This window comes from Butyrivibrio sp. LC3010 (genome assembly GCF_000424385.1).
GTDB lineage: Bacteria > Bacillota > Clostridia > Lachnospirales > Lachnospiraceae > Butyrivibrio.
In genome coordinates this window covers 73,698-95,273 of the sequence record NZ_AUJU01000024.1, presented here as the reverse complement: position 1 = coordinate 95,273, position 21,576 = coordinate 73,698, and the positions used below count along the sequence as shown (strand labels likewise).

Here is a 21,576-nt window from a genome sequence, read left to right as displayed (position 1 = left end):
TCTCATGGTGGAAAGATGGTAAGGCACGGATCATCTCCATTGCGATATGTCTTGCTAAACTGCTGTCTTCCTTTAATTCGCTTCGATATGACTTTTGCAACTTACTATGCCAAAAAGCGTCATGAAGGAAAACCTCATCGGGTAGCTATAACCCATGTTGCAAAGAAACTTATACGAGTTATCTTTGCTTTAGAAAAGCAAAACATAGACTTCAATTCTAAGAAACTTCGCTAACGTCAAAAGACAGGAAAGCCGTCCACCATCTGAAATACGATGTATTCAGATGGTTTATTAAAGTTACCCTCAAATCAATAATTATAAAATATTCTCTAAAACCTATTGACTACTAATAGTTTGTCACCTCCCTAAAAATTTTAAAATACCTATTGACTTAAAGTATGCTTTAACTTGTATGATTTGAAAAGAAGAAAAAAATAGGGAGGTTGCTTTATGTATATAGCAAAAGAATCAAGATACGACCATATGATCTACAATCGCTGCGGCTTAAGCGGCTTGAAACTGCCGGCAGTATCCCTTGGTCTATGGCACAATTTCGGAAGCACATCTCAGTTTTCCAACATGAGAGAAATGTGCTTCACAGCCTTTGATAACGGTATTACACATTTTGATCTTGCCAACAATTACGGTCCGGAGCCGGGAAGTGCAGAAAGTAATTTCGGTAAGATCCTTAAAGAAGATCTTAAGCCTTACAGAGACGAACTTGTTATTTCTACCAAAGCCGGATATGCTATGTGGCCGGGTCCTTATGGTGACTTCGGAAGCCGAAAATATCTTTTAGCCAGTCTCGACCAGTCTCTCAAGCGTATGAGCGTGGACTATGTTGACATCTTCTACCATCACAGAATGGATCCGAATACTCCACTCGAGGAAACGATGGGAGCCCTTAAATCAGCTGTTGATAGCGGCAAGGCTCTCTATGTCGGAATATCCAATTACAATGGCCCTACACTCGAAAAAGCCACAGCCCTTCTTACCGAAATGAAGGTCCCTTTCATCATCAATCAGAATTGCTACAATATTTTTGACCGTACGGTTGAAAGAAACGGTCTTAAAGAAACTGCTCACCGTTTGGGCAAAGGTATCATCTGTTTTTCACCGCTTGCTCAGGGACTTCTGACTAACCGCTATCTGAATGGTATTCCGGCAGACAGCCGTGTAATGACAGACGGACGCTTCCTTAAGGCTGAACACGTTTCCGAAGATAAGCTCCGCCGTATCAAGGCTCTGAACGAAATTGCAGAAAGCAGAGGTCAGACTCTCGCAGAGATGTCAGTTTCATGGTTACTTCACGACGGAATCGTAACAAGTGTACTTGTCGGTGCTTCTAAACCTTCACAGATCCTTGACAATATTGCCGCACTCAAGAATATAAGCTTCACTGACGAAGAACTCCGCCGTATAGATAAGATTGCTTTATAAACCAATAACTAATAAAATTATGAGCCTCAGTCCTGATCGGGCTGAAGCTCATTTTTTGAAAAAGCCACCGGCAGCCATATATATTAAAATTCCGGTTGAACTGCACGAGCATTCCGATTTGAACTGCATGGTCATTTAGTGTAATTCAAAAGCGGTATCAAGATGGCTGTAGAACGAGTTCCTGGTTCATAGTCGTATCAGTTTATATCAACCGAAACATGACCCTTGCTATTTCCCGGAACCTTTAAGCCGCATCAGTGATTGGCTCAGCTACAGGTTCCTCAGATATTTTTTTATTAAGTTCCTTCAATGTTATAGCGGACATGATCACTACAGCGATAAGTGTTCCAACATCTGCAATAGGTGCAGAATATAATGCTCCTTCTACACCGAAGAACATGGGCAGGACTATTGCAAGAGGAACACTAAGGATAAATTCTCTAAGGAGTGAGAGCCCCATTGCCATAGAAGGTTTGCCAAGTGCTTGCAGGAAAACGCTTACCGACTTCTGGATGCATGTGAAGATTATCATTGACAAGAATATCCTAAATGCCTTTACAGCAAACTCGTTGTATAGTCCGTCTTCGCTTCCGAATATCGCGGTTATCTGAAGAGGAAATGCCTCAAAGAGGACAAGTGCGACCGCTCCTACTATTGCCTCTGCTTTTACTATTGTGGTAAACAGCTCTTTTACCCTCTTATACTCTCCTGCTCCATAGTTATATCCTATGACAGGCTGAGATCCTGCTGCTATTCCGATGCATACAGAGATCACTATCTGGAATACCTTCATGACTATTCCCACAACTGTGAGAGGAATATCTGCACCATATTTGCTTCTTGCACCATAGGTGACGAGAACATTGTTCATTACTCCCATGATAACCACAATCGAAATCTGTGTAAGAAAACTGCTGATTCCAAGAGGCATAAACTTTGAAATAATATTTCTGTCGGGGATAAAGCTCCTTTTATCAAGCTTCACAGACTTTGCTCTCGTAAGATATACAAGGCCGCAGACTGCCGTCACTATCTGTCCGGTTATCGTTGCAAGGGCAGCTCCCATCATCCCCCAGCCAAGAACAAATATGGCAATCGGATCTAGGATTACATTAAGAAGACATCCGATCAGCGTTGTTATCATTGCGAACTTAGGACTGCCGTCCGCCCTGATGATCGAATTAATACCATTTCCAACTACAAAGAAAGGAATTCCTATTATTATGAAATTAAAATACTCGTCGGCAAGAGCAAAATTGTTTTCTGTTGCACCAAATGCTGTTAGAATCTGATTCTTAAACACTGCAAAGACAGCTGTCATCACTATACCAGTAAGTACAAGCAAAGTCACAGCATTGCCAACACTTTTATTTGAACTCTCAATATCTTTTTTGCCCTGGCAGAGGCTAAGGTAAGCTGCACATCCATCACCTATCATAAGTGCGATAGCAAGTGAAATGACTGTTATCGGGAACACGACATTTGTAGCGCCATTACCAAGATAACCCACACCTCTTCCGATAAATATCTGATCCACTATGTTGTAGAGTGCAGATACGAGAAGCGACATGATACACGGGATTGAAAATTTAAGCAGAAGTTTTCCTATCTTCTCTTCTGCAAGATATCTGTTTGTGTTCTGATGCATTGTTTTACCTCCATAATCAAATAGGATTTCGCTTGCGAAATCCGCGCGCGAGCGGTATTGCGCAGCAATTAACTTTCATCTCCGCGAGCTGCGCATCCCACGGAGTGTCTTTTTATATCATAGGAAGCAATTTCCTATGATATAAAAAGAACGCATGCAAAGGTCTTCACTTCACACGCGTCCAGTTACAACCTGATTGCCGGAGCACCACCGACAACCAATATTCTATTTTCTTTAGCTCAGTTTTTTATTTTACTCATTTTCAGATTTGAAGTAATAGGCAACAATCACAAATAATCCTGAAGATTTTCAAAATCCATGCGCATTATAATAATATCATGCTTATAATCGGATGACATTTTCAAGAATCATTGTTCTTCAACCACTTTATCATGGAAACTTATAGCTTCTATATATAAAGCTCTTATGTCTTCTACTCCAGGCAGAATAAAACCATCTGTATCAGAATAATCATCTGTCACCAACCTTAACTTTCTTCGCCATAACCAAAAGTCCAACGAACATCCACAAATTCCCTATACTGATCCAAGCAGCAGTAATAGCATTGCGAACTTCTGATTCAGGAAGGAACTTAAACAGCATGACTGCAGCCATTCCTACCGCAGGACAGAATATCCAGCACCATTTAGGATATGGAGTCAGCCCTTTTGTGAATGCTGCAATATGTGCCACATGTTGGATGATCCAGAATAGAAAGAACACTATCATTCCCGGCAAAAGAAAGTATTTACCAAATTTCACTGCTGCATCTACTGCAATCTCCGGGGCAGCATCGTTCATATACTTGTAAAAGAAGCATGTGGACAAACACGGGACATGCACTCCACATCCCGCGAAAGCCAATACCCCAAGTATTCCTGTTCTATAAAGATGAGCATATTTCTGTGATTTAGGAACAATCAGCCTGTACACTCCAAAATAGCAAAGTGCCTCAAGCGGAATACCTATGAATCCCAGAAATGCTGACCAAAACATTCTGGTATCCGATAATTGCAAATATGCTGACAAGAACCATTCCATACCTGTTTTAGAGGAATCATGCATCCCATAACCTATAAGCACATCTCCCACAAGCACCATGCATGCGGCAAATATGCCTATCCGCATAAACTTCTCTATCCTGCTCCAGTCTAACTTGTCATCAATTCCGATGTCATTAAACTTATCCATACATTCCACCCATCATGCCTTACCACTTAAATACTGCAAGCCTGTTATTGATATTCTTACCCACAATGGCAAAGAGTTTTCCGCGTATTGAGTACTTCTTCATTTCTTCGTTATAATTCGTCTCAGACACAAGGCTCATCCTTGGTTCAAGATCCAGATATTCACGGCCTGACTTTGTTCCCCATCCGAAAGTGGCATTGGTATGCTTCACGGCATCATGATGGCTGCCATTCTTTTCAAGGAACGGTGAATGAAGTTCTGCAAGAAGATATCCATGTTCGAAACTATCACAGAGCATATTAATGCATGTCTTCACCTGGTCTTTGGAAAAATACTCAAGGACTCCCTCCATTACAACGATTGTCATGTCCCGCTTAGGAAGCTGCCCGGTCCATTCTCCGTCAAGCGCACTCCCATCGAGCATTGTGCATCTGTCCCTGTCAGAGTACACTTTACGTCTCTTCTCTATCTGATCCGGAAGATCCACATCAAACCACGTGATCTTGCCATTGTCTACCTGAGAGAACTTATCATCAAAACCACATCCAAGATTAATGCAGAGAGCATCAGGGTACTTGCTGATAAGTCGTTTTAACTCATTCCTATACAGTATTGTTCTGGCTACAACTCCCTCATGTGATAAAAAGGGATCGTATTTACTAACATCAACTCCAAGAGCATCAATTATCTCTTTTGCCTTAAGGTCGATAATCCTGGCATTAGACCTTGCTGTCTCACTTGCCTTTATTGCAAGCGGGATAAGCGCTGTTTCCTGTACATCACCAAAAGTAAGTTCCATTGTCCACTCCTCCTTTATATATGTTAGCCTATGCTAACTTAAAATTATAATATTCTCTTTCCCTTCTGTCTATAGGGCATGTCCTTTAGTTTCTGCCGTTACTTCTTATATCCATTCCCTCTCATCCTTGTCTACCAGGCTTAACGCACAGACCAGATACATGAGCAGCCATCCAAAAGACTCGAAACCGGAATCTAGACCTTCAGAAATGTAATTCATGAGCTGCCCTAATATTGAGGTAATCACCGGGCAACAAATAAATGCAGCCTTTTTCACAGGAATCATTTTCTTAAACACCATTCCGATCCAGGCAATTGTAACGAAAACATCGCATACTACAAATCCGATGCCCATGGGAACTGCAATACTTTTCAATACTCTGAACACCATATCAGCAGAAGTTTTCACATCGCCTGTAGCAGCCATTCCTGCATTAAACACAACAGGGAGCATGCATATACCTATGTGGATGAAAGCAAAATAAAGTATTCCGCTCCAGTTTGCAATCTTGAAAAGGCCAAACAGCTTAGAATCATTAAGGTGATATTTCTTTTCCATAACCCTAAGAAGCTCAACAGCCGCCACAGCAAACAGCGCAGCACACGCAAACCCTAGAATGGACGATACTGCATATCTCCAATCGGAAGCAACGCTCCACTCAACTCCCATATATGCATTCGGAGAACTGGACGTGCTAAATGTACCGTAGCCAAGGAGATAATCTCCTATAATCGCTAATATCATCGAATATACCCCGAACATGATCTTCCGTCTTGATGTAAGATTCTTCATTTTCTCCCCCTTACAACGACTTTGTGAGCCTGTAGTCACAACAGTCATCACCTTCAGCCACTGATTTAGTCCGTTTATAATCAACTCCCCTGAAGCCGTTCATGTATCGCTTCAATTACCAATACATACCAAACCATGTTACCTGCTTCCCTCCCTCATAATACGATCATCATAATCCCTGCCAATACAGCTGCGATAATAGGACTGCCTACAATTGAAATCAGCCATTTCACAGTCTTCGTCTTTTTGGGGATGTAAGGCCTTAGATCTTCGGTTCCCGGAATCGTCCAGGCTTTTGTATGTTCCACCCAATACCAATCAATGAAGAATCTGTCGAACAGCCCTTCTGCCATTGTCATCGCATAAATTTGAAGAAATGGCACTATAAAACCTCTGGCTCCATTGATGCCATAAACTGACCAGAGCACAAAAGCAATCATTACTGTAAGCGTGCATAACTTGAATAACTTACCGTTCTTTTCAATCTGTGCCTTTGAGATAAGTCCCATCTCTACGACGCGATCCTGCACATCTTTTTCATACAAAAAGGCTCCCTGTTCTGTTCCATTTGCTATAACAACAACGCAGGGAAGAAATAGTATAAAGCAAACCACAATGCACTCTAATATTAGAACCATAGTCACCCCCCGTATTACCCTCAAACTGCCATTTCCATAAATTCATCTATAGCGCTCAGTACCAGCTCCGCATATATTTCTCGATTTTCTCTGTTACCGTAATCATATCAGGAAAGATACAATCACTTCCATCAAACCCATCATAGTTCACGCATATAAGATGATATTTCTCTGATAACCTATCGATTACTGTTCCAAAGTTTGTCTGCCAGTCACAGCATGTCCCGGGAAGCAGCATAAGCGTCTTTCCTGACATATTCCCAATTTCTTCAAATTGCATTTTTCATACTCCCCTGTTTTGTAGTATTTCTGATTAAATCCACCATCTTATCCCAGCCTTCCTTGGCCTCTTTCACTATTGGGAATGCCGGATAGCAGTGGAACATGCCTTCGCCTACGATCATCTCATAATCCACTCCATATTTTTGCATGACTTTTTCGAAAGATGGAGCGCAGGCATACAACGTTTCTTCGGAGCCATAAACAAAAGTCACTTGCGGACAATTGGTAAAATCGGCCTTTTGAAGCCATATCATGTATTCAGGAACTGACAAATCGCCATGTCTCATGATATCCACAGCGGTTCTCATATAGCTTGCCGGAATTGCCACATCTTTTTTATCAAGTTCAAGCATTCTCTGCCACTCTTCGTCCGTTTCAACACAGGTTCCGGGCGAAATTGCGAGGATATATCCCGGCATTGGGGTGTCATCATGTCCATCATTGATGTATGGGACTATTCCAAGCGCAAGATTCCCGCCTGATGATGTGCCTAAAACTGAGATGTTCTCAGCATCATAATCCCTTAGCATCTCTTTATATGTCTCATGGATCATGGCGTATGCTTTTGTCAGAGGATAATCGGTACAAAGTGGATAATATGGCACATACACATCTACGCCTGTTTCCCTGGCAAAGCGCAGTGCTTTCTTGACAGCGTCAGGTCTTGGCGCCATTACCATTCCACCGCCAATGATAAAAAGATTTGCATGAACTGCCTTAGCTTTGTGCTTCATTCTGATCACTGTGAAACCCATTACTTGGATCTTATCTATATCAAAATCAGAATCTTTCAGTTCAGGAATATAGTTTTTGGCATTTGTTTTTTTCTTCTCAGCAACAATTTCTGCGGCAGATTTTCCCTCCCACATCTTTTTGAGTCCTGCAGTTTTTACTACCCGTTTAAGAATTTCGTATTTAACGCTCATTACTTCGTTCCCCACATAAAAAATCTTATTTTTCAAAACAATGTACATATCCAGGCTGCAAGTGCTGATGCTGCCGGGAATATGATCAACAGCTTTAATAACTGACTCTTGATGTTATAGCCATACTTTCTATTCGCATACACACTTTCCACCTCAGGATAGTAATACTGGAAAAAATGGAACTTCATAAGCAGGAAGTAATCAAAAAAGACCATGTCGTAGATTTTGTAGGCAGCGAATATAAAGACGAATCTGAAAAAGAACTGTCCAAACGTGTAACCACTCCTGAAACCGTCTCAGATTGAGATAAAGCCTACCCCCAGTATCATCAGAAAACTAAATATCATTAAAGTCCATCCGATTGTCCTGGCGCCGTAGAATAATTCTTTTTCCCTTGGCAAAATAGCCTCCTGCGCCTCTTTCGGTGCTGAAGAAAAGAACTTCTTATCCTGAATAAATGCTACGGCAGAAAACATCATCAGTGTTATAGCCACGCAAAATATTATTGTCAGAAATATAGTTAGAATCATCTCTTATCCCCCTGCCTTATGACCTTCTCAATCCCCCTCACAAACTTTTCCGGCTTAAATGGAGCCAGCCCTCCGTGGCCTGTGTCCTTGATCTTTCTAAATATTGTATGTGGAAAGATCTTTTTTATATATTCCACATCCCACTTTCTATCTTTTACCTCTTTTTCTGCAACCCAATATTCTATGTATTTACAGTCAGTATGGATATACTTCGGCATGGAATAATTGTTGCAGGATTCAAATGTCCTCCAGATTGTTTTAGCGCTAATCATCTTAAGGACCTTTGCTGCGTACTGCACATCTTCCTCTGACAGTTCATCAGTAGAAAAAGCTTTTTCCAACAGCTCTGTTCCACCAAGTTTTCCTGTGTATATCAACAAAAAATCCTTTATTGCTATCAATCTTGTAACGATCCAAGGAAGCTGATATGGAGTAATACCACCATCGATTACTGCACTCTGTATTGTCACTTTGTTGCCTGCAAGCATCCTGACTACAATGCTTCCACCCATGGAGCAGCCGTAAAGACACGTCACATTGCTCAGTCCGTTCAGGTTCAGCCATTTTTCCAGTTCTGCTGAGATCTCTTCAACACTTGTGAAATCGCTCTTGTTGTCAGGGTCATACCCCGGAAGTGCAGGAATTATCAGATGGTATTTCTTTTCCAAAAGCGGAATCACATACTCGAAGTAATCCCACATAACCACGGACGGATGTAGCAACACTATGACCTTATCATTATCTTTTCCAAATTCATGTATCGTCATTTTTCCTATCATTCCTCTCTTTTAAAGGTCACAAAGATGAGCCCTGCAAACAGAGCACATAATACTGCTCCTGTCAGCATCCATAGGGATAATCCCAGATAGCGCAAACCACAAGCCGCTGTACATCGGGTTCCGTACCTATGAATAAATGCCATTGGTCTGAAGCCTGTTCTCTGTTATAGAATCATCCATATCTGACCGGACAGCTCCTATATACCATACACCGATTCCCATTATTATGAGTAATGTACCAACCACTCGGAAAATAAGTATCCATGAATCATACAGAATTCCTATCTTAAGCACATAGCCAAACAAGATAATTCCTATTACATTGACCATAGCAATTCCATAAACAATATATGGCCCGACTCCAAAGAGAGGGAGTTTCTGCCCTTCCTTCATGTAGTTCTTTAACATTTTCTGATCACCTCATCATGACATGCAGGCCCATCTGATAAATCCGAATGTCTGATAAACTCTACATGCCGTGTAAGTCCCGAATAGGCTTTTATCTTTCTGTCCATCCCTTATCCTCCAACTTTACTGAGGATTCGCTATCTTATCAGGTACGATCCAGTAATCACAGATATGGCCTCCGGTGGCCAAAGTATAATCTCTATGCAGCACCCCGTGAGAAGCTTCTACAGAAAGATAATCTATATCACAGCACATTGGCAGTACTTCCAGATATCCATTTTCCCTGGCAAATTTCTCTAAAGGACACCGGGTGAAATGATAATAACTGCCATCTTTATGCTTAGTATCATCAAAGTTAAAATCCCAGGTCTTATCCTTATACTGCGGATGTGCATCAGCCCAGTCCTGCATGGCATGAAATTTATCTTTTGCTTTCTTAAGATCTTCCGGTCTGTTTAAGTCTGCTCTGCCCATGATTTTACTGACCATCGGGCTCTTTATGAATCTCTTTATCACAGTCCTGAAGCTTTCGACATCGATTGCTCCCTCAGCAGCTTTCCATATGGCCAGAAACACAAAGCAGGAATAGATATTACTCGCCATGGGATTATCTGCCCCAATATCATCCACCTTTTCAAGCATTTCTTTATATATTGTCTTTGATTCCTTAAGAGCTTTCTTTGTTACTTCAGATCCATATTGTTCCTTCAGGTACTTCTTAAGCATTATCGAAAAGAGCTTCAGATAAGTTCCTTTATACTTCATCATAACCGCGCCATCTACTCCTTATTTCTTTGCAATGACTGTAATCCACGGTTTACTCTCATGATGATCTGACTTAACCTTTGAAAAACCCGCTTCTTTCAGAGCCCCTTCGATTTCTTCTACTGTATGACACTTCATGCCATCAATGATGCTCTCAAACTGTAGACTCGCCTTATCAGTTCCATCAGACTCATTTACAATCATGAAGATTCCACCAGGCTTAAGTGCCTTGTTTACCTCTGAAAAGCATTTCTCAAGTCCCGGCCAGAAATATATGGTCTCAAAAGCTGTTGCAAGATCATACTGCTCATTCATGTTCAGATTAGAAACGTCGCCCTGCTGAACCTTGCAGCGTCCCTTGCCTCGTACAATACAGCAGATATCCTTGCAGCAGGCTCCGTCATTATCCGCAATGACATCTGCAACTATCATTCTCTGTCTGGTTATTCTCATACCGCTCTCTTTTAAAGCCTCAACAATCTGCTCATTATTCATCATGCCATCACTTCCAGCCAAACATTATTTCGTTAGCTTCAACTAACCCATTCTCAAAAGAAAAGCCCGCACTAACCGGGTGTTTTTAATAGATATTTAATATCATGAAAATCATTATCAGTTATCTTAAATGTTAGCATTCACTAACTCCATTTTCAATAGTACTGCAGTATTTTTCTGTCTCATCTCCTATCCTTATTCAGCAAGATCTATTGCCCCACTCATCAAGGAACTTCAATATTAGCTTAAAGCTGTCCTGTCAATCCCATGCTTTTACTCATAGGAAGGGGGATCTCGATGTCTTTACAGGAATCCGGAGAAATGTATCTGGAGACAATCCATGTGCTTTCCAAGAAGTCAGCAAATGTACGCGCAGTAGATATAGGCGAAGAACTCGGATATTCAAGACCATCCGTAAGCCGCGCCATGCACATCCTCAAAGCTGAGGGCTTTATTACAATAGATGACACCGGCTTTGTCAAACTCACAAAAGCAGGGCAGAAAATTGCGTCTCGGATTTACGAAAGACATACTGTCCTCACTCGTCTTTTCATCAATCTCGGGGTAAATGAAAAAACTGCTTCCTACGGCTCGGGAGATGGCCAATGGATGAGAGACTGGCAGGACAGGCTGGTTGCTGCAGGCGCATCCATCATTGGTGGTGAAGGCGTAATTGCGAACAATGCTCCGGATGATGATGCCGTTTCACAATGTGAGGATCTTGGAAGACAGCTCGCACAGGCGTAAATCTTTGCCCCTATAAAAGGCATTGGTACAAACGCCAATGCCTTTCTGTTTCTATTCACGTTATGCATCATAATGCATGAAATATACAGATTGTTAAAAATCTATAAGTAAATTATTCTGGAATATATTCCGAGTTATTGTTTATTCGTTTCCTTCTTAAATATCAAATGATTAAAAAAAGCAATCTTTTTAAATTCTTCCATAGTACTTGTTTTGATTTCCAATGCAAGCATTGATTGATACCATTCATTTGTATGCTTGATCTCATTATTCGAAGACAGTCCGAAGAATGTCCTTATTCCATAGCTATCGGAAAGTTTCATATCATGAGACAATGTTTCAATAAGTAGCTCGTTACTATAAACACTTCTATTTCCAAACATGCTATCCTCGGAAATATTGTTCAGCAGTTCCAATGCTACGTTGGGATCATCAGCAAGCACAGCACTTCCCATAACTCTACCAAGAAGATTATGTTTGACTATAGAAAGAATTCCTTCCGGCTTTACTACTCTCACCAATTGATCTAAAACTGCTTCGCTGTTTTCTACGTATTCCAAAACATTATGACAAAGAACAACATCGAAATAATTATCAGGAACGGCCTTAAGATAATCCACCCCTTGAGTAATCAGAGTATACTCATTATCTTCCGCTCGCAGATTGTACATTTCCTCATTCGGCTCAACAGCAACAACTTCGTGATTCTTTGCATAATAATTTGCTGTTATACAAAATCCTGCTCCAAAATCCAGGATTCTTACTCTTTTTTCTTCTGAAATATTCAGTTGTTCATAAATCAATTCGTAGAACATCTTTCCCCAGGGTTGTTCCACCATGTTTCTATAGTCCCTAATTGTTCCCATTTTTCCTACTTCCTTAGCATGTTTTACAGTAATTTTATATCTCTACCTCAAAAGGTGATTCGTTGTCAAAAATATCACTGTAGAAGCCAAACCAACTAAGCCCCTCCACAAGGCACTCCACATTGTAGCTTTCTTCCTCATCGAAAACTAATTCTTCACCGGAAGCCTTCTTTACCTCAAAGACATCAATGATATTTTCCATCAATACTGCATTGACCATCATTTCCAGATGCTCAAGTTCTTCATCGGTTATGGTACACTCAGTCCGGTATCCATTAATGACCATCTGCATATATTTTTCCATATATGCCCGTCTTTCATCTGCGTCTTCATTCCAGGCAATCCACCCAAGACCATGGGACCATAAATTGGCAATATCATATAAATACCAGCAAGTACGACAATTATCAAAATCAAATACATTGATTTTCCCTGTATCATACTCAATGTTATAGTTTCCATCGCTATAGTCAAAGTGAACCATTCCGTAGTTTTCGGAGTTCTGCGGAAGTTTGCGCAGTTCCTCCAGAATTTCATGCAGTCTGTCTTTAACCCGACGCCCCATCTTCATATGTAAACAAAAGAAATCATCCGGAATAAGGCTCTCGAAATAGTCTTCATTGTACTTCTCGAAGAAATCAAAACGCTTATGAATCGGTCTGTAGTTCTTTGAAAGTGCATGTATTTTCCCTAAAACCTTGCCAGTAAGAAAGAAGTACTCGTCTATCGAAACTTCTTCAATATACCGGTAACCATGATCGGCTATCTGATCACCTTTTGCAGTCTCGAACATGGTAACTGCCTTCTCATCGATAATTTCAATACGATTACCTTTCACTGAGGGAATGGAATCTGCCACACTGGCTCCGCCTGCAGAAAGATAATGTACATACTCGATTTCCGCCTCATAATCTTTAATGCTTCTATCTGAAAGAGAAGACACTCTGAGTACCGAATCAGTCCCAATCATAAATACCAGATTCCTTCCGCCTTCATGCCCGGGGACTTCCTTGGCAGAGGCAGTATCGAATCCGTAAAGCTGCGCCGCTTTGACTAAAAAATCTTTTTTCATCATATGATTATTTTTTATCCTTTTCTTCTTGGTCGATTATCCAGGAATTCAAAGGTTTTTATCCGGAGATATCGCCGTACAACTCCCGCTGAATTTTTGCTGCCTCCTCGGAAAATGAAATCGTATGCCAATAATCCTTGACAGCAATCTCAATCACTTTAATTGGCTTTACCGGTGTTCTGGAAAGCCATTCCCATTCATCGACAAGTTCAAAGGAATCCGACGGCAGAACATATACATAGCCTTTTCCGTTTGGATTAATGGCCCCGTAGCGCAGGTAGCTTTTGATCCCGTCAGAATCAAATGATAATTTTCCCTCAGGACAGTCCGGGTAGAAGCGAAACGGCAGTGCAAAAGGAATTACTTCCTCCATCGTTGCTGCCGCGTAAATCCCCATTTGGGCTTCAACCTCACATTGTCCGTTCGCCTGTCGCGGCATCAGGATGTCAAATAAATACTGGCTGCCGTGGTATACCACCTTCGGTTTCTCCTTCATAGACAACCTCCACACTTTGCTTTAATTCTTCGTTCATTAAAACTGAAAGTTATTTTAGACTTAAGATTTACACACTATTGTCTATAACAACTTCCTCATAACAGCTACACCATTTTGCTCTATGATTTGGGAAAATCCAGCCTTTTCGTAAAGATGGATAGGTCCCGTAAAATCATACTCATCACGATGTTCAATAACTTTGGCATAACCTTCTACAGCAACATATCCCTTTGCCTTTGCATCTACACATACTTGTTCAATAAATGCTGAAGCTATACATTGGCCCCTATATTCAGGAGCTATTTCAAAACACACAATCGAGATTGTTTTTCCGCACATATTATCTCTGGCAAAATCCGGCACAAATCCTTTGTAACTATCAATATCGGCTGCATTACACCAGCCTATTGATATATCACCATCAAACGCCAGATATCCTCTTATATTACCTTTATCAAGCATCTCTACTGCATATTTTCTAATGGTTTCTTTTTACACCATTCGCTTGGAACTCACTAACCATTTGCTTTATAGCTTTTTCATCTTGATTCGGCGAAGTACAATAACAAGGTCCATTGGGATTATTATCAGAAAATGCTCGATTATCAAAAAAATCAAGGTAATCGTCTTTTAATTCTAAGGACAATTTCTTTATAGTCACGTTTTTCATAACAATCTCCATCAATCGTAAAACTGGAACATATAACTTATAAATTCATTCTCATAGAAGCCACGCCATCAGTACAATTTACTTCTTCAAATCCCATGCGCTTGTATAATCCATATCCAACACTCATCACTTCTGGTTTGGTAGTAAATGTGACCTCTTTAAAGCCTAATTTTCTGCTTCTATCCAGCATCTCATTCATAAGAACTCTTGCATAACCTTTGCCGCGAAAATCTGGCTTAATATACAGTCTTTTTGCCTCACATGTGTCTTTATCAATACGCTTAATTGCTATAGTAGCTATAGGATTCTCATTTTCAAATCCGATCAACAATGCGCCATCTTTATAATATGTATCAAGATCAGCTAATTCTTTATCCAATGATACAAAGCAGCTCTCAGCGCCTTTTATCTCAGAGTATTCCCTTATAAGCTTCTTCGCTTCTTCGTAATCCCCACAATCCTTTATTTCAAACATACCGCGCTCCTCCTCTGATAGTAAGTTTATACTGAAAGTTAATATGTTCTACTCGCCATATCCTTTTTTAAATTATATATATAAAATATTCCACATCCTTAGTACACTTATTTCAATCAAACAGAATGACGTTTGATACCTGTACAATTTCCTAACTCATCAAAACTAAATTCCACAATCCAGGGCATCAGAAATCTTATATTTTCAAAATCATCATAGCCAAAAGATTTATCATAAAAATTTATGATGGTGCTTAAGGCTGTACCATGACTTCCAACTACTATATTTTTCCCTGAATACTGTTCCAGAACATTATTAAGCGCAGATATATTTCTTTCCTGAACTTCTTTAAGACACTCTCCATCTGATAACTTGAAAGAAAAATCGCTCCATTGCTTTTTGGAAAAAGAAGTAAAATCTTCTATCCAACCACTATCGACCTTTCTTTCTCTAAAGTCCTCAACTATCTCAACAGGCAGTCCATTTTTATCTGCAAAATCCTTAACTGTATCAACAGCTCTCTTAAATGGGCTTGAAATAACTATATCTATATTTTTATCAGCTAAAAACGCTGTAACTTTTTTCCTATCTTCCATTCCACGAGGACTCAACTCGCGAATTCTGTCATCATGATTTTCATAATTTGGCTCTGCATGCCTTACAAAAAATACTTTTGTCATTTTATCCCCTTAGTAATTTATGCTGGAAGTTTAGTTACATCTGGTCAGCGATGAACCGCATCTATAGGCATTAGAGAACTCTCCCTCAACCGGATCAGCGTATCTTAACTCTTCCTTATCGGAAGATGGTGCAAGATAAATTGAAGTCGGCCCGTCTGCGCCACCTATTATCGTAACGTTTTCATCTTTCTTTTCTCCGAATCCTGATGCTCCTAAAGCAAGAGCCATAACTAAAGCGGTAACTACTACTTTTTTCATATTCTATTCTCCACATGTGCCTTATTCTTTATATAATGAGTCGCATAAAGCTTTTCCATGTATTCATTACCGGTCTTACTGAACCGTAGCTGTATTGTAGATTTATTCTTTCGTCCCCACTGCTTATAAAAGGTATAGCTTGGTTTAAGATTGTTCTTTGCAGCGTAATGATTCATCTCTTGAAGAACTGATGCCAGCTTCTTAAGGTTGATATGACAAACTTTTTCCAAATAAGGAACCTGTCCATTACACCATCTTTCATAATCCTCTTTAGAAAGAATCTGCATATCCATCAGTGTCTGAACCGCAGTTGCGTAGCCTATATTATTAACTTGTTGGTACATAGAAGAGCCGACCTTCTTGATCAGTTCAGATTGGTTCATATTTGCTCCTTGTATTCCTTTAACGCTGCATGCTCTCTTCGATAAAGCCCATAATCAGGGATATCTGTTCTCCTCTGTCTTATCTTGGGTAACAATATTCGCGTATACAGACCATTATATCAGAAAAATCGTGAATCTCACCGGGTTGAAAAAACTCTGAAGTAGTTGCATTATCTAATAGAACATATATTCGATTAAATGATTTTTGGTTTATTATGAATAAGATTATCGATAATGATTACAAAAACATGGATTGTGATACCGGTGTACATATTTTTGCGGATGGAACAGATATATACACCTATGTTACAAATCCCGATGATCGAGATCCAGTGAATATTTCAGTTTCTCTCGAATACGTAAATGATCTTAGAATAGTCATTGATCGTGAACGAGGCTGAGGAAGACAGATGTGCGCAGCAGACATGGTTTTATATAAGGTAGAAACACCATCTACCTTTTTTTCATATGAAAGATTTGCTACGATTTAATCATCACAATGGAAATGGATATGGCATATCTATTTTTTCATGCCGCCCCCTCTTCACAATTCACTCAATAAAGATATTTTATCAAGAAATCCCTACTACTGTTATGGTACAGCATATTCATATTCAAAAAAATAAAATAAACATAAACAGGCAGATACGTTTGTACCTGCCTACCATGAAGAATACTGTCTATTATTATGACTATTCCAATCCATGTAGCCCAATTAAGACCTAGAAATTATTAAAATTTCAAGCTACATTCTTTTTTTTCTGTTTTCTTATATTAATAAAGCTAATTATGAATTCTAATCCATGAATTATTGTCACTACTAATACCGGCAAAAAAAGTGTAAAAGTAGCAACATATATCGTATTAATTAACAAATTGCAAAGGGAAACCATAAATCCCTTGAACGCATCTTCTGTAACATATTTATTAATAATTTGTGGATATTTCAGTACAAACTTTACACATATAGCAAATGCTGCGATGGGGCATACATAATTAGTCCATAAGGCCTTAAGTATTGATATAAAAAATGGATTATTATATTTCAGGCACGCTACATTCAATAAAAGAATAGCACTCAAATAGCAGGGCAATACAGAGCGTTGTCCTAAAAGTACGGGCAAAAATAATAAAACAAAGAAAAAGAAACTCGCTAAGAGACAAAAATATAAATCTCCCTGACTTTTAAAGCCCTGTTTTATTAGTTCACTTATGCCATTATTAATAGTTCTTTCTAGATATGAGTCGGATGAAAAACCATCACTCAATATACTTATTATAATTATCAGTATAAATCCGAATAATATCGCCAGTGGCATCGGCGCCACTGAAACATCCTCGCTTGGATTAAGAAGAGAAAATATGGCAACCCATACATTAGCTGCTATTACCAACAAACTATTTATTACATTTTGTACAATTTTATTATTTGACCACTTGCTTAAATGATTATACATTGTTCTAATTTTTTCCTTCATCATACTAATTGCTCCTTGAATATCAAAACATCATCTCTTAAAGATACACCTTTCGACAAAAAAACAGATCAAAATAATCTGCCTTTCGTAAAAATCATATTATTTTGTAGCTCTTTTATGCTGCAGCCGTTGCTGCGTCATAATCTCTCCAATGGAAATACATACTTATTGCAAATGTGGTGATTCCAAGGAATATTCCCCATATCAGATCATAGGATTTCCAGTGCCTGCTTATCTCTCCTACTATAAGATCTGTCCAGATATAGCTCATGAACAGTGCTGATAATATGAATCCTACTTTTGTATGCATCAGGAACATGCATCCGAAGAATATTCCACCAAATATCAGGATAATGAATACCGGATGAAGATTTCCCTTAAATACCTTATCCTTGATCAGGAATCCAAGCAGTAGCATTATCAGCGCACTATCTATCACCGATACATATCTGCAGATGATAGGCCACACAATTTTGAAAAAGAAATAAATAATAAGACCGTTTGCAACTAATCCGCCAAGTTCAACACAAATTTCATTCATAATAATACCGCCTTACCTGTTGTTGATGAAATACCGTAGTTACATTTACATTATAGCACTCATGTTCTTTTATGGAAACACAATATCCGGATTTGGTTTACTTTTTGGGGCTTTTGATTTTCTTCTCTACATAGGTCTGATATTCCCTTAGTTTACTGATACCAGATTCCCTGCCCTTAGCATCTTTTCCGGAAGCTTTTCTCTGAGAGGGCGAGGGACTTCTTCTGATTTATTTTCTGATTCTGAGTTCACTGTCTTATTTGTGCCAATATTTGTATTCTCTCGTTCCTTTTTGCTACTATCTTTCTTCAATTCGACCTTTTGCAGCATCATGAGCTCTATTATCTGAGAGCAGGCAATACTGTCTCGCATCTTTTCATATTGGGATATCTTTACCTGAGCCTGAAAATCTGAAAAGGATAGTACCCTATTAACAAGGACATTTCCTAAGTAACAGAGTTATTTTGAAATCCTTCTTCCATAAAAGAGAATGCTTGCAACTCTCATCAGTTGTCAGCATTCTCTCATTTTACTTTTTATATCCCATATGGCCAGATTTTATCTGCCAGAGTCTGTCTGTTTTCTTTATCTGATCGTTCTTCCATATACATATCATGTCCGAAAAAGCCTATTTGTATCGCTTCAAGATCAAGCGTCATGTTCGCCCCGTCCTTCTGACCATAATCTATCAAATAAAATATGCCATCTTCCCTTAATTCAACATCCCTTACCATGTAATAGTCTACTTCACCAGACAGTAACTCATCGACTCCTGCTAAACCAGCGGCACCATCCTCATCTACAGCCCATTGCTGCTCCCATCCGCTTCCAGACCAGGTATAAAGTTCACAATTCGATGCTATTGGGCCTCCGGTCGAATCAGTGATGTGTACTATCAGTATCTCGTCAACGTTATCTTTATCAAAATCCCTAAATGAGATCAGTTCCCCAGTGTTTGGATACATTGTATATGGAGCAGAAACAAAGCTGATTCCATTACCAAAAGAAAAACTATATATGCATCCATCCCCGGTATGGCCTATAACCCTGGAAATATGATCTGTCAATCCATCTCCATCCAGGTCAATATCCTTGTATTTTTCAGGAAAAGCTTCTCCAAGATTCACTCCACCATTGTGCGCATATTCTTCATTTTGATTTACAGTACAGTTAAACAGAGCCTCTGTTATGCTTTGATCCTTGCAAAAGTCATAAACCTCGCTGGGTTTATATGTTCCTATTATGGCTGGTTTATTTTCATCCTCCTTATAAGGATCTTCCATTTCTGACTCAACCGTCTCCTCTTCAGTAGTGACATCAGACATGCTTTCATTACTTTCTTCAAGAGCGACAGAATCCTCTTCTGTAGGTTCTTCATTTTCCACTATAGATTCTTCAGTTTCCGCTGTAGTTGCTTCTTCTGAAGTATCATTAACAGTGTCCGTTGTTTCGCTGGATTCTGTGGATGCCTCGGAACCTTCCACGCTGCTTCCTATGCCACACCCGCTTAAAGAAAGCATCAATAACGGCACAGCCGCTAGTTTCAGAATAAATGTCCTGTTTTTCATATATACCCCCACATAAATTATGTTTATATCACATGCTCCTTTCAGAGCACTTATCAAATAAAATTATTACACATTAATATCAAATACACCAATGATTAAGAATCGTGCATTTATAATCTGCTACATCATCCTGTAATAGGTATGACGCATATTCATCCTGAAGATTTTTCTCACGATATGATACTGCTATTTTCTCATTAGCAGTCATACTATCCGTTCTATATTTATATTGAGAAAGTTCAGAGTCCTGATCGACAAATTCAAACTTTTCGCCATACTTCTTTTCCATATCACGGGCTACCTGTTTCTCGCTTGGCGCACCTATACTGCATCCTGCCATCCGCAAAACAGCTATCAGTGATAAGCCTACGGTCATCATAGTTTCATATACTCTTTTCATTGCACTTCAGTTACCCCAATAAGAACTACTGCCACATCATTCACATTTGTCCCGGTCGGTCCTGTAATTATAAGCCCTTCGGTCTCCTTAAGAGCGTTATATGCATCATTGTTTGAAAGAACATCATGGATATTTATTCCTTTATCGGACAGTTCCTTCATAGTATCTGTATCCGCGTAACCCCCGGCAGCATCAGTAGGACCATCCGTACCATCGCTCCCAACTGAAAAGATAGCTATACATGACTCCAAATTCCCGATTCCCTCTGCAGAAGCAAGGGCAAGTTCCTGGTTTCGTCCACCTTTTCCTGAGCCTGTAAGGTGCACCACAGTCTCCCCTCCTGCAATGAACGCCAGCTTTTTCCCAGTCTTTGCATTAGTCCTTGCGATGCTTGCAAGAAATCTTCCCGCTTCTTTTGCTTCGCAGCATAGTTCATCTGTAAGTATTAAAGTCTCGTAGCCTAACTCACGGCAGTTGTCCGCTGCAGCCTTGCATAATTCACGAACGGACCCTGTAATGTATGTGTCCACATTTTTTATTTCTTTTGGGGTTTCAACTTCCAGTAGTTTTAAGGTGGTATCAGACAGAGTAAGTCCATATTTTTGAACTATAGCCTTTGCCTCATCGCATGTAGAATTATCAGGATATGTAGGACCACTCGCTATCATATCCAGCGGATCGCCTATTATATCGCTTAGCACTACACTGAATACCTTTGCGGGAGCACAGGCCAGCGCAAACCTCCCACCTTTTACGTGACTAAGTCGCTTTCTTATTGTATTTATAGAAGAAATGTCCGCCCCGGATGAAAGAAGCTGCTTTGTGATATTCTGAAGCTCGTCCCCGGGTATAAGCGGAAGCTCAAATAATGCACTGCCTCCCCCTGATAACAGGAAAATTACTGTGTCTTTTTCCGAAAGATCACTGACCATACCGAGAGCTCTCTTTGTGGCATTAAAGCTATTTTCATCAGGAACAGGGTGTCCTGCTTCATAACACTCTATTCCGGAAATTTCCCCTTTTATATGCCCATACTTTGTAATGACAATGCCTCTGTCTACATGATTCAATACCTCGACAGCGGCAGCTGCCATCTGCCATGCGGCTTTTCCCGCTGCAATAAGAACTACTTTTCCATTTGTATGTGTAAAATTACTGAGTGCCTTTTTAACAGCTGAATCAGGCAAAACAGCCTTTATCGAATTTTTTATTATGAATTCTGCATCCTTATGTAATCGCTCAATCATGA

29 protein-coding genes and 1 pseudogene are annotated in these 21,576 nt (G+C 39.8%); 4 read left to right on the top strand and 26 right to left on the bottom strand.

The window, feature by feature from the left end; genetic code table 11:
- Window positions 1-234: pseudogene (locus G622_RS26330) on the top strand (IS110 family transposase); the annotation flags it as partial.
- A gap of 216 nt (window positions 235-450) precedes the next feature.
- Complete coding sequence (mgrA, locus tag G622_RS0115165) at window positions 451-1,440, top strand: L-glyceraldehyde 3-phosphate reductase (RefSeq protein ID WP_026511408.1); 990 nt, start codon at window positions 451-453, stop codon at window positions 1,438-1,440.
- Between the two features lie 244 nt (window positions 1,441-1,684).
- Here the strand turns inward: mgrA and G622_RS23155 are convergent, their stop codons facing one another.
- From G622_RS23155 to G622_RS23135, 12 genes are all read right to left on the bottom strand, one after another.
- The gene (locus G622_RS23155) at window positions 1,685-3,088 is read right to left on the bottom strand and encodes an MATE family efflux transporter (RefSeq protein WP_044957822.1); all 1,404 of its coding nucleotides are present in this window, start codon (window positions 3,086-3,088) and stop codon (window positions 1,685-1,687) included.
- Between the two features lie 471 nt (window positions 3,089-3,559).
- On the bottom strand, window positions 3,560-4,279 hold the full coding sequence (locus tag G622_RS0115150) for a DUF6796 family protein (protein ID WP_044957819.1): 720 nt from the start codon (window positions 4,277-4,279) through the stop codon (window positions 3,560-3,562).
- Window positions 4,280-4,298: 19 nt separating this feature from the next.
- On the bottom strand, window positions 4,299-5,078 hold the full coding sequence (locus tag G622_RS0115145; RefSeq protein WP_026511406.1) for a class I SAM-dependent methyltransferase: 780 nt from the start codon (window positions 5,076-5,078) through the stop codon (window positions 4,299-4,301).
- Between the two features lie 105 nt (window positions 5,079-5,183).
- Window positions 5,184-5,870 carry a DUF6796 family protein gene (locus G622_RS0115140; protein WP_026511405.1) on the bottom strand — a complete coding sequence of 229 codons (687 nt, stop codon included), beginning with the start codon at window positions 5,868-5,870 and terminating at the stop codon, window positions 5,184-5,186.
- A gap of 155 nt (window positions 5,871-6,025) precedes the next feature.
- The gene (locus G622_RS0115135) at window positions 6,026-6,508 is read right to left on the bottom strand and encodes a hypothetical protein (protein ID WP_049945895.1); all 483 of its coding nucleotides are present in this window, start codon (window positions 6,506-6,508) and stop codon (window positions 6,026-6,028) included.
- A gap of 55 nt (window positions 6,509-6,563) precedes the next feature.
- The gene (locus G622_RS0115130) at window positions 6,564-6,788 is read right to left on the bottom strand and encodes an alpha/beta fold hydrolase (RefSeq protein ID WP_026511403.1); all 225 of its coding nucleotides are present in this window, start codon (window positions 6,786-6,788) and stop codon (window positions 6,564-6,566) included.
- Window positions 6,778-7,716 (bottom strand): alpha/beta hydrolase, encoded by a 939-nt coding sequence (locus G622_RS23150; protein WP_044957834.1) that lies wholly within the window; start codon window positions 7,714-7,716, stop codon window positions 6,778-6,780. The genes G622_RS0115130 and G622_RS23150 overlap by 11 nt, the downstream gene beginning before the upstream one ends.
- Before the next feature lie 296 nt (window positions 7,717-8,012).
- A complete protein-coding gene (locus G622_RS26600) occupies window positions 8,013-8,246 on the bottom strand; it encodes a hypothetical protein (protein WP_242833011.1) in 234 nt (77 codons plus the stop codon).
- On the bottom strand, window positions 8,243-9,025 hold the full coding sequence (locus G622_RS0115115) for an alpha/beta fold hydrolase (protein ID WP_330363623.1): 783 nt from the start codon (window positions 9,023-9,025) through the stop codon (window positions 8,243-8,245). Before G622_RS0115115 ends, G622_RS26600 begins: the two co-directional genes overlap by 4 nt.
- A gap of 126 nt (window positions 9,026-9,151) precedes the next feature.
- On the bottom strand, window positions 9,152-9,433 hold the full coding sequence (locus tag G622_RS23140) for a hypothetical protein (protein ID WP_044957832.1): 282 nt from the start codon (window positions 9,431-9,433) through the stop codon (window positions 9,152-9,154).
- A 123-nt stretch (window positions 9,434-9,556) separates the two neighbouring features.
- Window positions 9,557-10,201 (bottom strand): L-2-amino-thiazoline-4-carboxylic acid hydrolase, encoded by a 645-nt coding sequence (locus G622_RS0115100; RefSeq protein WP_242833010.1) that lies wholly within the window; start codon window positions 10,199-10,201, stop codon window positions 9,557-9,559.
- An 18-nt stretch (window positions 10,202-10,219) separates the two neighbouring features.
- Window positions 10,220-10,696, bottom strand: a complete 477-nt coding sequence (locus G622_RS23135; protein WP_081675351.1) for a methyltransferase domain-containing protein — start codon at window positions 10,694-10,696, stop codon at window positions 10,220-10,222.
- A gap of 294 nt (window positions 10,697-10,990) precedes the next feature.
- Between G622_RS23135 and G622_RS24785 the strand changes: the two genes are divergently transcribed.
- Complete coding sequence (locus G622_RS24785) at window positions 10,991-11,440, top strand: hypothetical protein (protein WP_049945893.1); 450 nt, start codon at window positions 10,991-10,993, stop codon at window positions 11,438-11,440.
- A 134-nt stretch (window positions 11,441-11,574) separates the two neighbouring features.
- On the opposite strand, the gene G622_RS0115085 is transcribed toward G622_RS24785, so the two are convergent.
- The 8 genes from G622_RS0115085 to G622_RS0115045 all read right to left on the bottom strand — a co-directional run bounded on the left by G622_RS0115085 (window position 11,575) and on the right by G622_RS0115045 (window position 16,340).
- Entirely contained in the window at window positions 11,575-12,306 is a 732-nt protein-coding gene (locus G622_RS0115085) for a class I SAM-dependent methyltransferase (RefSeq protein ID WP_026511400.1), read from the bottom strand.
- 34 nt (window positions 12,307-12,340) lie between these two features.
- Window positions 12,341-13,381, bottom strand: a complete 1,041-nt coding sequence (locus G622_RS0115080; protein ID WP_026511399.1) for a phosphotransferase enzyme family protein — start codon at window positions 13,379-13,381, stop codon at window positions 12,341-12,343.
- Between the two features lie 55 nt (window positions 13,382-13,436).
- On the bottom strand, window positions 13,437-13,874 hold the full coding sequence (locus tag G622_RS0115075) for a hypothetical protein (protein ID WP_026511398.1): 438 nt from the start codon (window positions 13,872-13,874) through the stop codon (window positions 13,437-13,439).
- Window positions 13,875-13,955: 81 nt separating this feature from the next.
- Window positions 13,956-14,336: a GNAT family N-acetyltransferase gene (locus tag G622_RS0115070; RefSeq protein WP_026511397.1), complete on the bottom strand. Its 381-nt coding sequence runs from the start codon at window positions 14,334-14,336 to the stop codon at window positions 13,956-13,958.
- Between the two features lie 245 nt (window positions 14,337-14,581).
- Window positions 14,582-15,019, bottom strand: a complete 438-nt coding sequence (locus G622_RS24780; protein WP_049945892.1) for a GNAT family N-acetyltransferase — start codon at window positions 15,017-15,019, stop codon at window positions 14,582-14,584.
- 116 nt (window positions 15,020-15,135) lie between these two features.
- Window positions 15,136-15,699, bottom strand: a complete 564-nt coding sequence (locus G622_RS0115055) for a histidine phosphatase family protein (RefSeq protein WP_026511395.1) — start codon at window positions 15,697-15,699, stop codon at window positions 15,136-15,138.
- Between the two features lie 30 nt (window positions 15,700-15,729).
- Window positions 15,730-15,957: a hypothetical protein gene (locus G622_RS0115050; protein ID WP_026511394.1), complete on the bottom strand. Its 228-nt coding sequence runs from the start codon at window positions 15,955-15,957 to the stop codon at window positions 15,730-15,732.
- Window positions 15,954-16,340, bottom strand: coding sequence for a hypothetical protein (locus G622_RS0115045; protein WP_026511393.1), 387 nt, complete (start codon window positions 16,338-16,340; stop codon window positions 15,954-15,956). The genes G622_RS0115050 and G622_RS0115045 overlap by 4 nt, the downstream gene beginning before the upstream one ends.
- Window positions 16,341-16,555: 215 nt before the next feature.
- On the opposite strand from G622_RS0115045, the gene G622_RS0115040 reads away from it, so the two are divergent.
- The gene (locus G622_RS0115040; protein ID WP_026511392.1) at window positions 16,556-16,741 is read left to right on the top strand and encodes a hypothetical protein; all 186 of its coding nucleotides are present in this window, start codon (window positions 16,556-16,558) and stop codon (window positions 16,739-16,741) included.
- A 339-nt stretch (window positions 16,742-17,080) separates the two neighbouring features.
- On the opposite strand, the gene G622_RS0115035 is transcribed toward G622_RS0115040, so the two are convergent.
- The 6 genes from G622_RS0115035 to G622_RS0115010 form a co-directional block, all read right to left on the bottom strand.
- Window positions 17,081-17,821, bottom strand: coding sequence for a hypothetical protein (locus G622_RS0115035; RefSeq protein ID WP_026511391.1), 741 nt, complete (start codon window positions 17,819-17,821; stop codon window positions 17,081-17,083).
- A gap of 112 nt (window positions 17,822-17,933) precedes the next feature.
- A complete protein-coding gene (locus G622_RS0115030; RefSeq protein ID WP_026511390.1) occupies window positions 17,934-18,359 on the bottom strand; it encodes a hypothetical protein in 426 nt (141 codons plus the stop codon).
- Between the two features lie 147 nt (window positions 18,360-18,506).
- On the bottom strand, window positions 18,507-18,671 hold the full coding sequence (locus tag G622_RS0115025; RefSeq protein ID WP_155831518.1) for a hypothetical protein: 165 nt from the start codon (window positions 18,669-18,671) through the stop codon (window positions 18,507-18,509).
- Window positions 18,672-18,895: 224 nt separating this feature from the next.
- Window positions 18,896-19,927 (bottom strand): hypothetical protein, encoded by a 1,032-nt coding sequence (locus G622_RS0115020; RefSeq protein WP_026511388.1) that lies wholly within the window; start codon window positions 19,925-19,927, stop codon window positions 18,896-18,898.
- Window positions 19,928-20,006: 79 nt separating this feature from the next.
- Window positions 20,007-20,327, bottom strand: coding sequence for a hypothetical protein (locus tag G622_RS0115015; RefSeq protein ID WP_026511387.1), 321 nt, complete (start codon window positions 20,325-20,327; stop codon window positions 20,007-20,009).
- Entirely contained in the window at window positions 20,324-21,574 is a 1,251-nt protein-coding gene (locus G622_RS0115010) for a glycerate kinase type-2 family protein (RefSeq protein WP_026511386.1), read from the bottom strand. The genes G622_RS0115015 and G622_RS0115010 overlap by 4 nt, the downstream gene beginning before the upstream one ends.
- Between the last annotated feature and the right edge of the window lie 2 nt (window positions 21,575-21,576).

Excerpts from the sequence above, each read along its gene's own strand:
- G622_RS0115150 (WP_044957819.1), bottom strand. The coding sequence starts at position 4,279 with ATGGATAAGTTTAATGACATCGGAATTGATGACAAGTTAGACTGGAGC.
- G622_RS0115015 (WP_026511387.1), bottom strand. The coding sequence starts at position 20,327 with ATGAAAAGAGTATATGAAACTATGATGACCGTAGGCTTATCACTGATA.
- G622_RS0115115 (WP_330363623.1), bottom strand. The coding sequence starts at position 9,025 with ATGATAGGAAAAATGACGATACATGAATTTGGAAAAGATAATGATAAG.
- G622_RS0115145 (WP_026511406.1), bottom strand. The coding sequence starts at position 5,078 with ATGGAACTTACTTTTGGTGATGTACAGGAAACAGCGCTTATCCCGCTT.
- mgrA (WP_026511408.1), top strand. The coding sequence starts at position 451 with ATGTATATAGCAAAAGAATCAAGATACGACCATATGATCTACAATCGC.
- G622_RS0115020 (WP_026511388.1), bottom strand. The coding sequence starts at position 19,927 with ATGAAAAACAGGACATTTATTCTGAAACTAGCGGCTGTGCCGTTATTG.
- G622_RS0115050 (WP_026511394.1), bottom strand. The coding sequence starts at position 15,957 with ATGAAAAAAGTAGTAGTTACCGCTTTAGTTATGGCTCTTGCTTTAGGA.
- G622_RS0115030 (WP_026511390.1), bottom strand. The coding sequence starts at position 18,359 with ATGAATGAAATTTGTGTTGAACTTGGCGGATTAGTTGCAAACGGTCTT.
- G622_RS23150 (WP_044957834.1), bottom strand. The coding sequence starts at position 7,716 with ATGAGCGTTAAATACGAAATTCTTAAACGGGTAGTAAAAACTGCAGGA.
- G622_RS0115135 (WP_049945895.1), bottom strand. The coding sequence starts at position 6,508 with ATGGTTCTAATATTAGAGTGCATTGTGGTTTGCTTTATACTATTTCTT.
- G622_RS23155 (WP_044957822.1), bottom strand. The coding sequence starts at position 3,088 with ATGCATCAGAACACAAACAGATATCTTGCAGAAGAGAAGATAGGAAAA.
- G622_RS23135 (WP_081675351.1), bottom strand. The coding sequence starts at position 10,696 with ATGATGAATAATGAGCAGATTGTTGAGGCTTTAAAAGAGAGCGGTATG.
- G622_RS0115100 (WP_242833010.1), bottom strand. The coding sequence starts at position 10,201 with ATGATGAAGTATAAAGGAACTTATCTGAAGCTCTTTTCGATAATGCTT.
- G622_RS0115010 (WP_026511386.1), bottom strand. The coding sequence starts at position 21,574 with ATGATTGAGCGATTACATAAGGATGCAGAATTCATAATAAAAAATTCG.
- G622_RS0115040 (WP_026511392.1), top strand. The coding sequence starts at position 16,556 with ATGAATAAGATTATCGATAATGATTACAAAAACATGGATTGTGATACC.
- G622_RS0115045 (WP_026511393.1), bottom strand. The coding sequence starts at position 16,340 with ATGAACCAATCTGAACTGATCAAGAAGGTCGGCTCTTCTATGTACCAA.
- G622_RS0115080 (WP_026511399.1), bottom strand. The coding sequence starts at position 13,381 with ATGATGAAAAAAGATTTTTTAGTCAAAGCGGCGCAGCTTTACGGATTC.
- G622_RS0115055 (WP_026511395.1), bottom strand. The coding sequence starts at position 15,699 with ATGACAAAAGTATTTTTTGTAAGGCATGCAGAGCCAAATTATGAAAAT.
- G622_RS0115140 (WP_026511405.1), bottom strand. The coding sequence starts at position 5,870 with ATGAAGAATCTTACATCAAGACGGAAGATCATGTTCGGGGTATATTCG.
- G622_RS0115075 (WP_026511398.1), bottom strand. The coding sequence starts at position 13,874 with ATGAAGGAGAAACCGAAGGTGGTATACCACGGCAGCCAGTATTTATTT.
- G622_RS0115035 (WP_026511391.1), bottom strand. The coding sequence starts at position 17,821 with ATGATGAAGGAAAAAATTAGAACAATGTATAATCATTTAAGCAAGTGG.
- G622_RS26600 (WP_242833011.1), bottom strand. The coding sequence starts at position 8,246 with ATGATTCTAACTATATTTCTGACAATAATATTTTGCGTGGCTATAACA.
- G622_RS23140 (WP_044957832.1), bottom strand. The coding sequence starts at position 9,433 with ATGTTAAAGAACTACATGAAGGAAGGGCAGAAACTCCCTCTCTTTGGA.
- G622_RS24780 (WP_049945892.1), bottom strand. The coding sequence starts at position 15,019 with ATGTTTGAAATAAAGGATTGTGGGGATTACGAAGAAGCGAAGAAGCTT.
- G622_RS0115130 (WP_026511403.1), bottom strand. The coding sequence starts at position 6,788 with ATGCAATTTGAAGAAATTGGGAATATGTCAGGAAAGACGCTTATGCTG.
- G622_RS0115070 (WP_026511397.1), bottom strand. The coding sequence starts at position 14,336 with ATGCTTGATAAAGGTAATATAAGAGGATATCTGGCGTTTGATGGTGAT.
- G622_RS24785 (WP_049945893.1), top strand. The coding sequence starts at position 10,991 with ATGTCTTTACAGGAATCCGGAGAAATGTATCTGGAGACAATCCATGTG.
- G622_RS0115085 (WP_026511400.1), bottom strand. The coding sequence starts at position 12,306 with ATGGGAACAATTAGGGACTATAGAAACATGGTGGAACAACCCTGGGGA.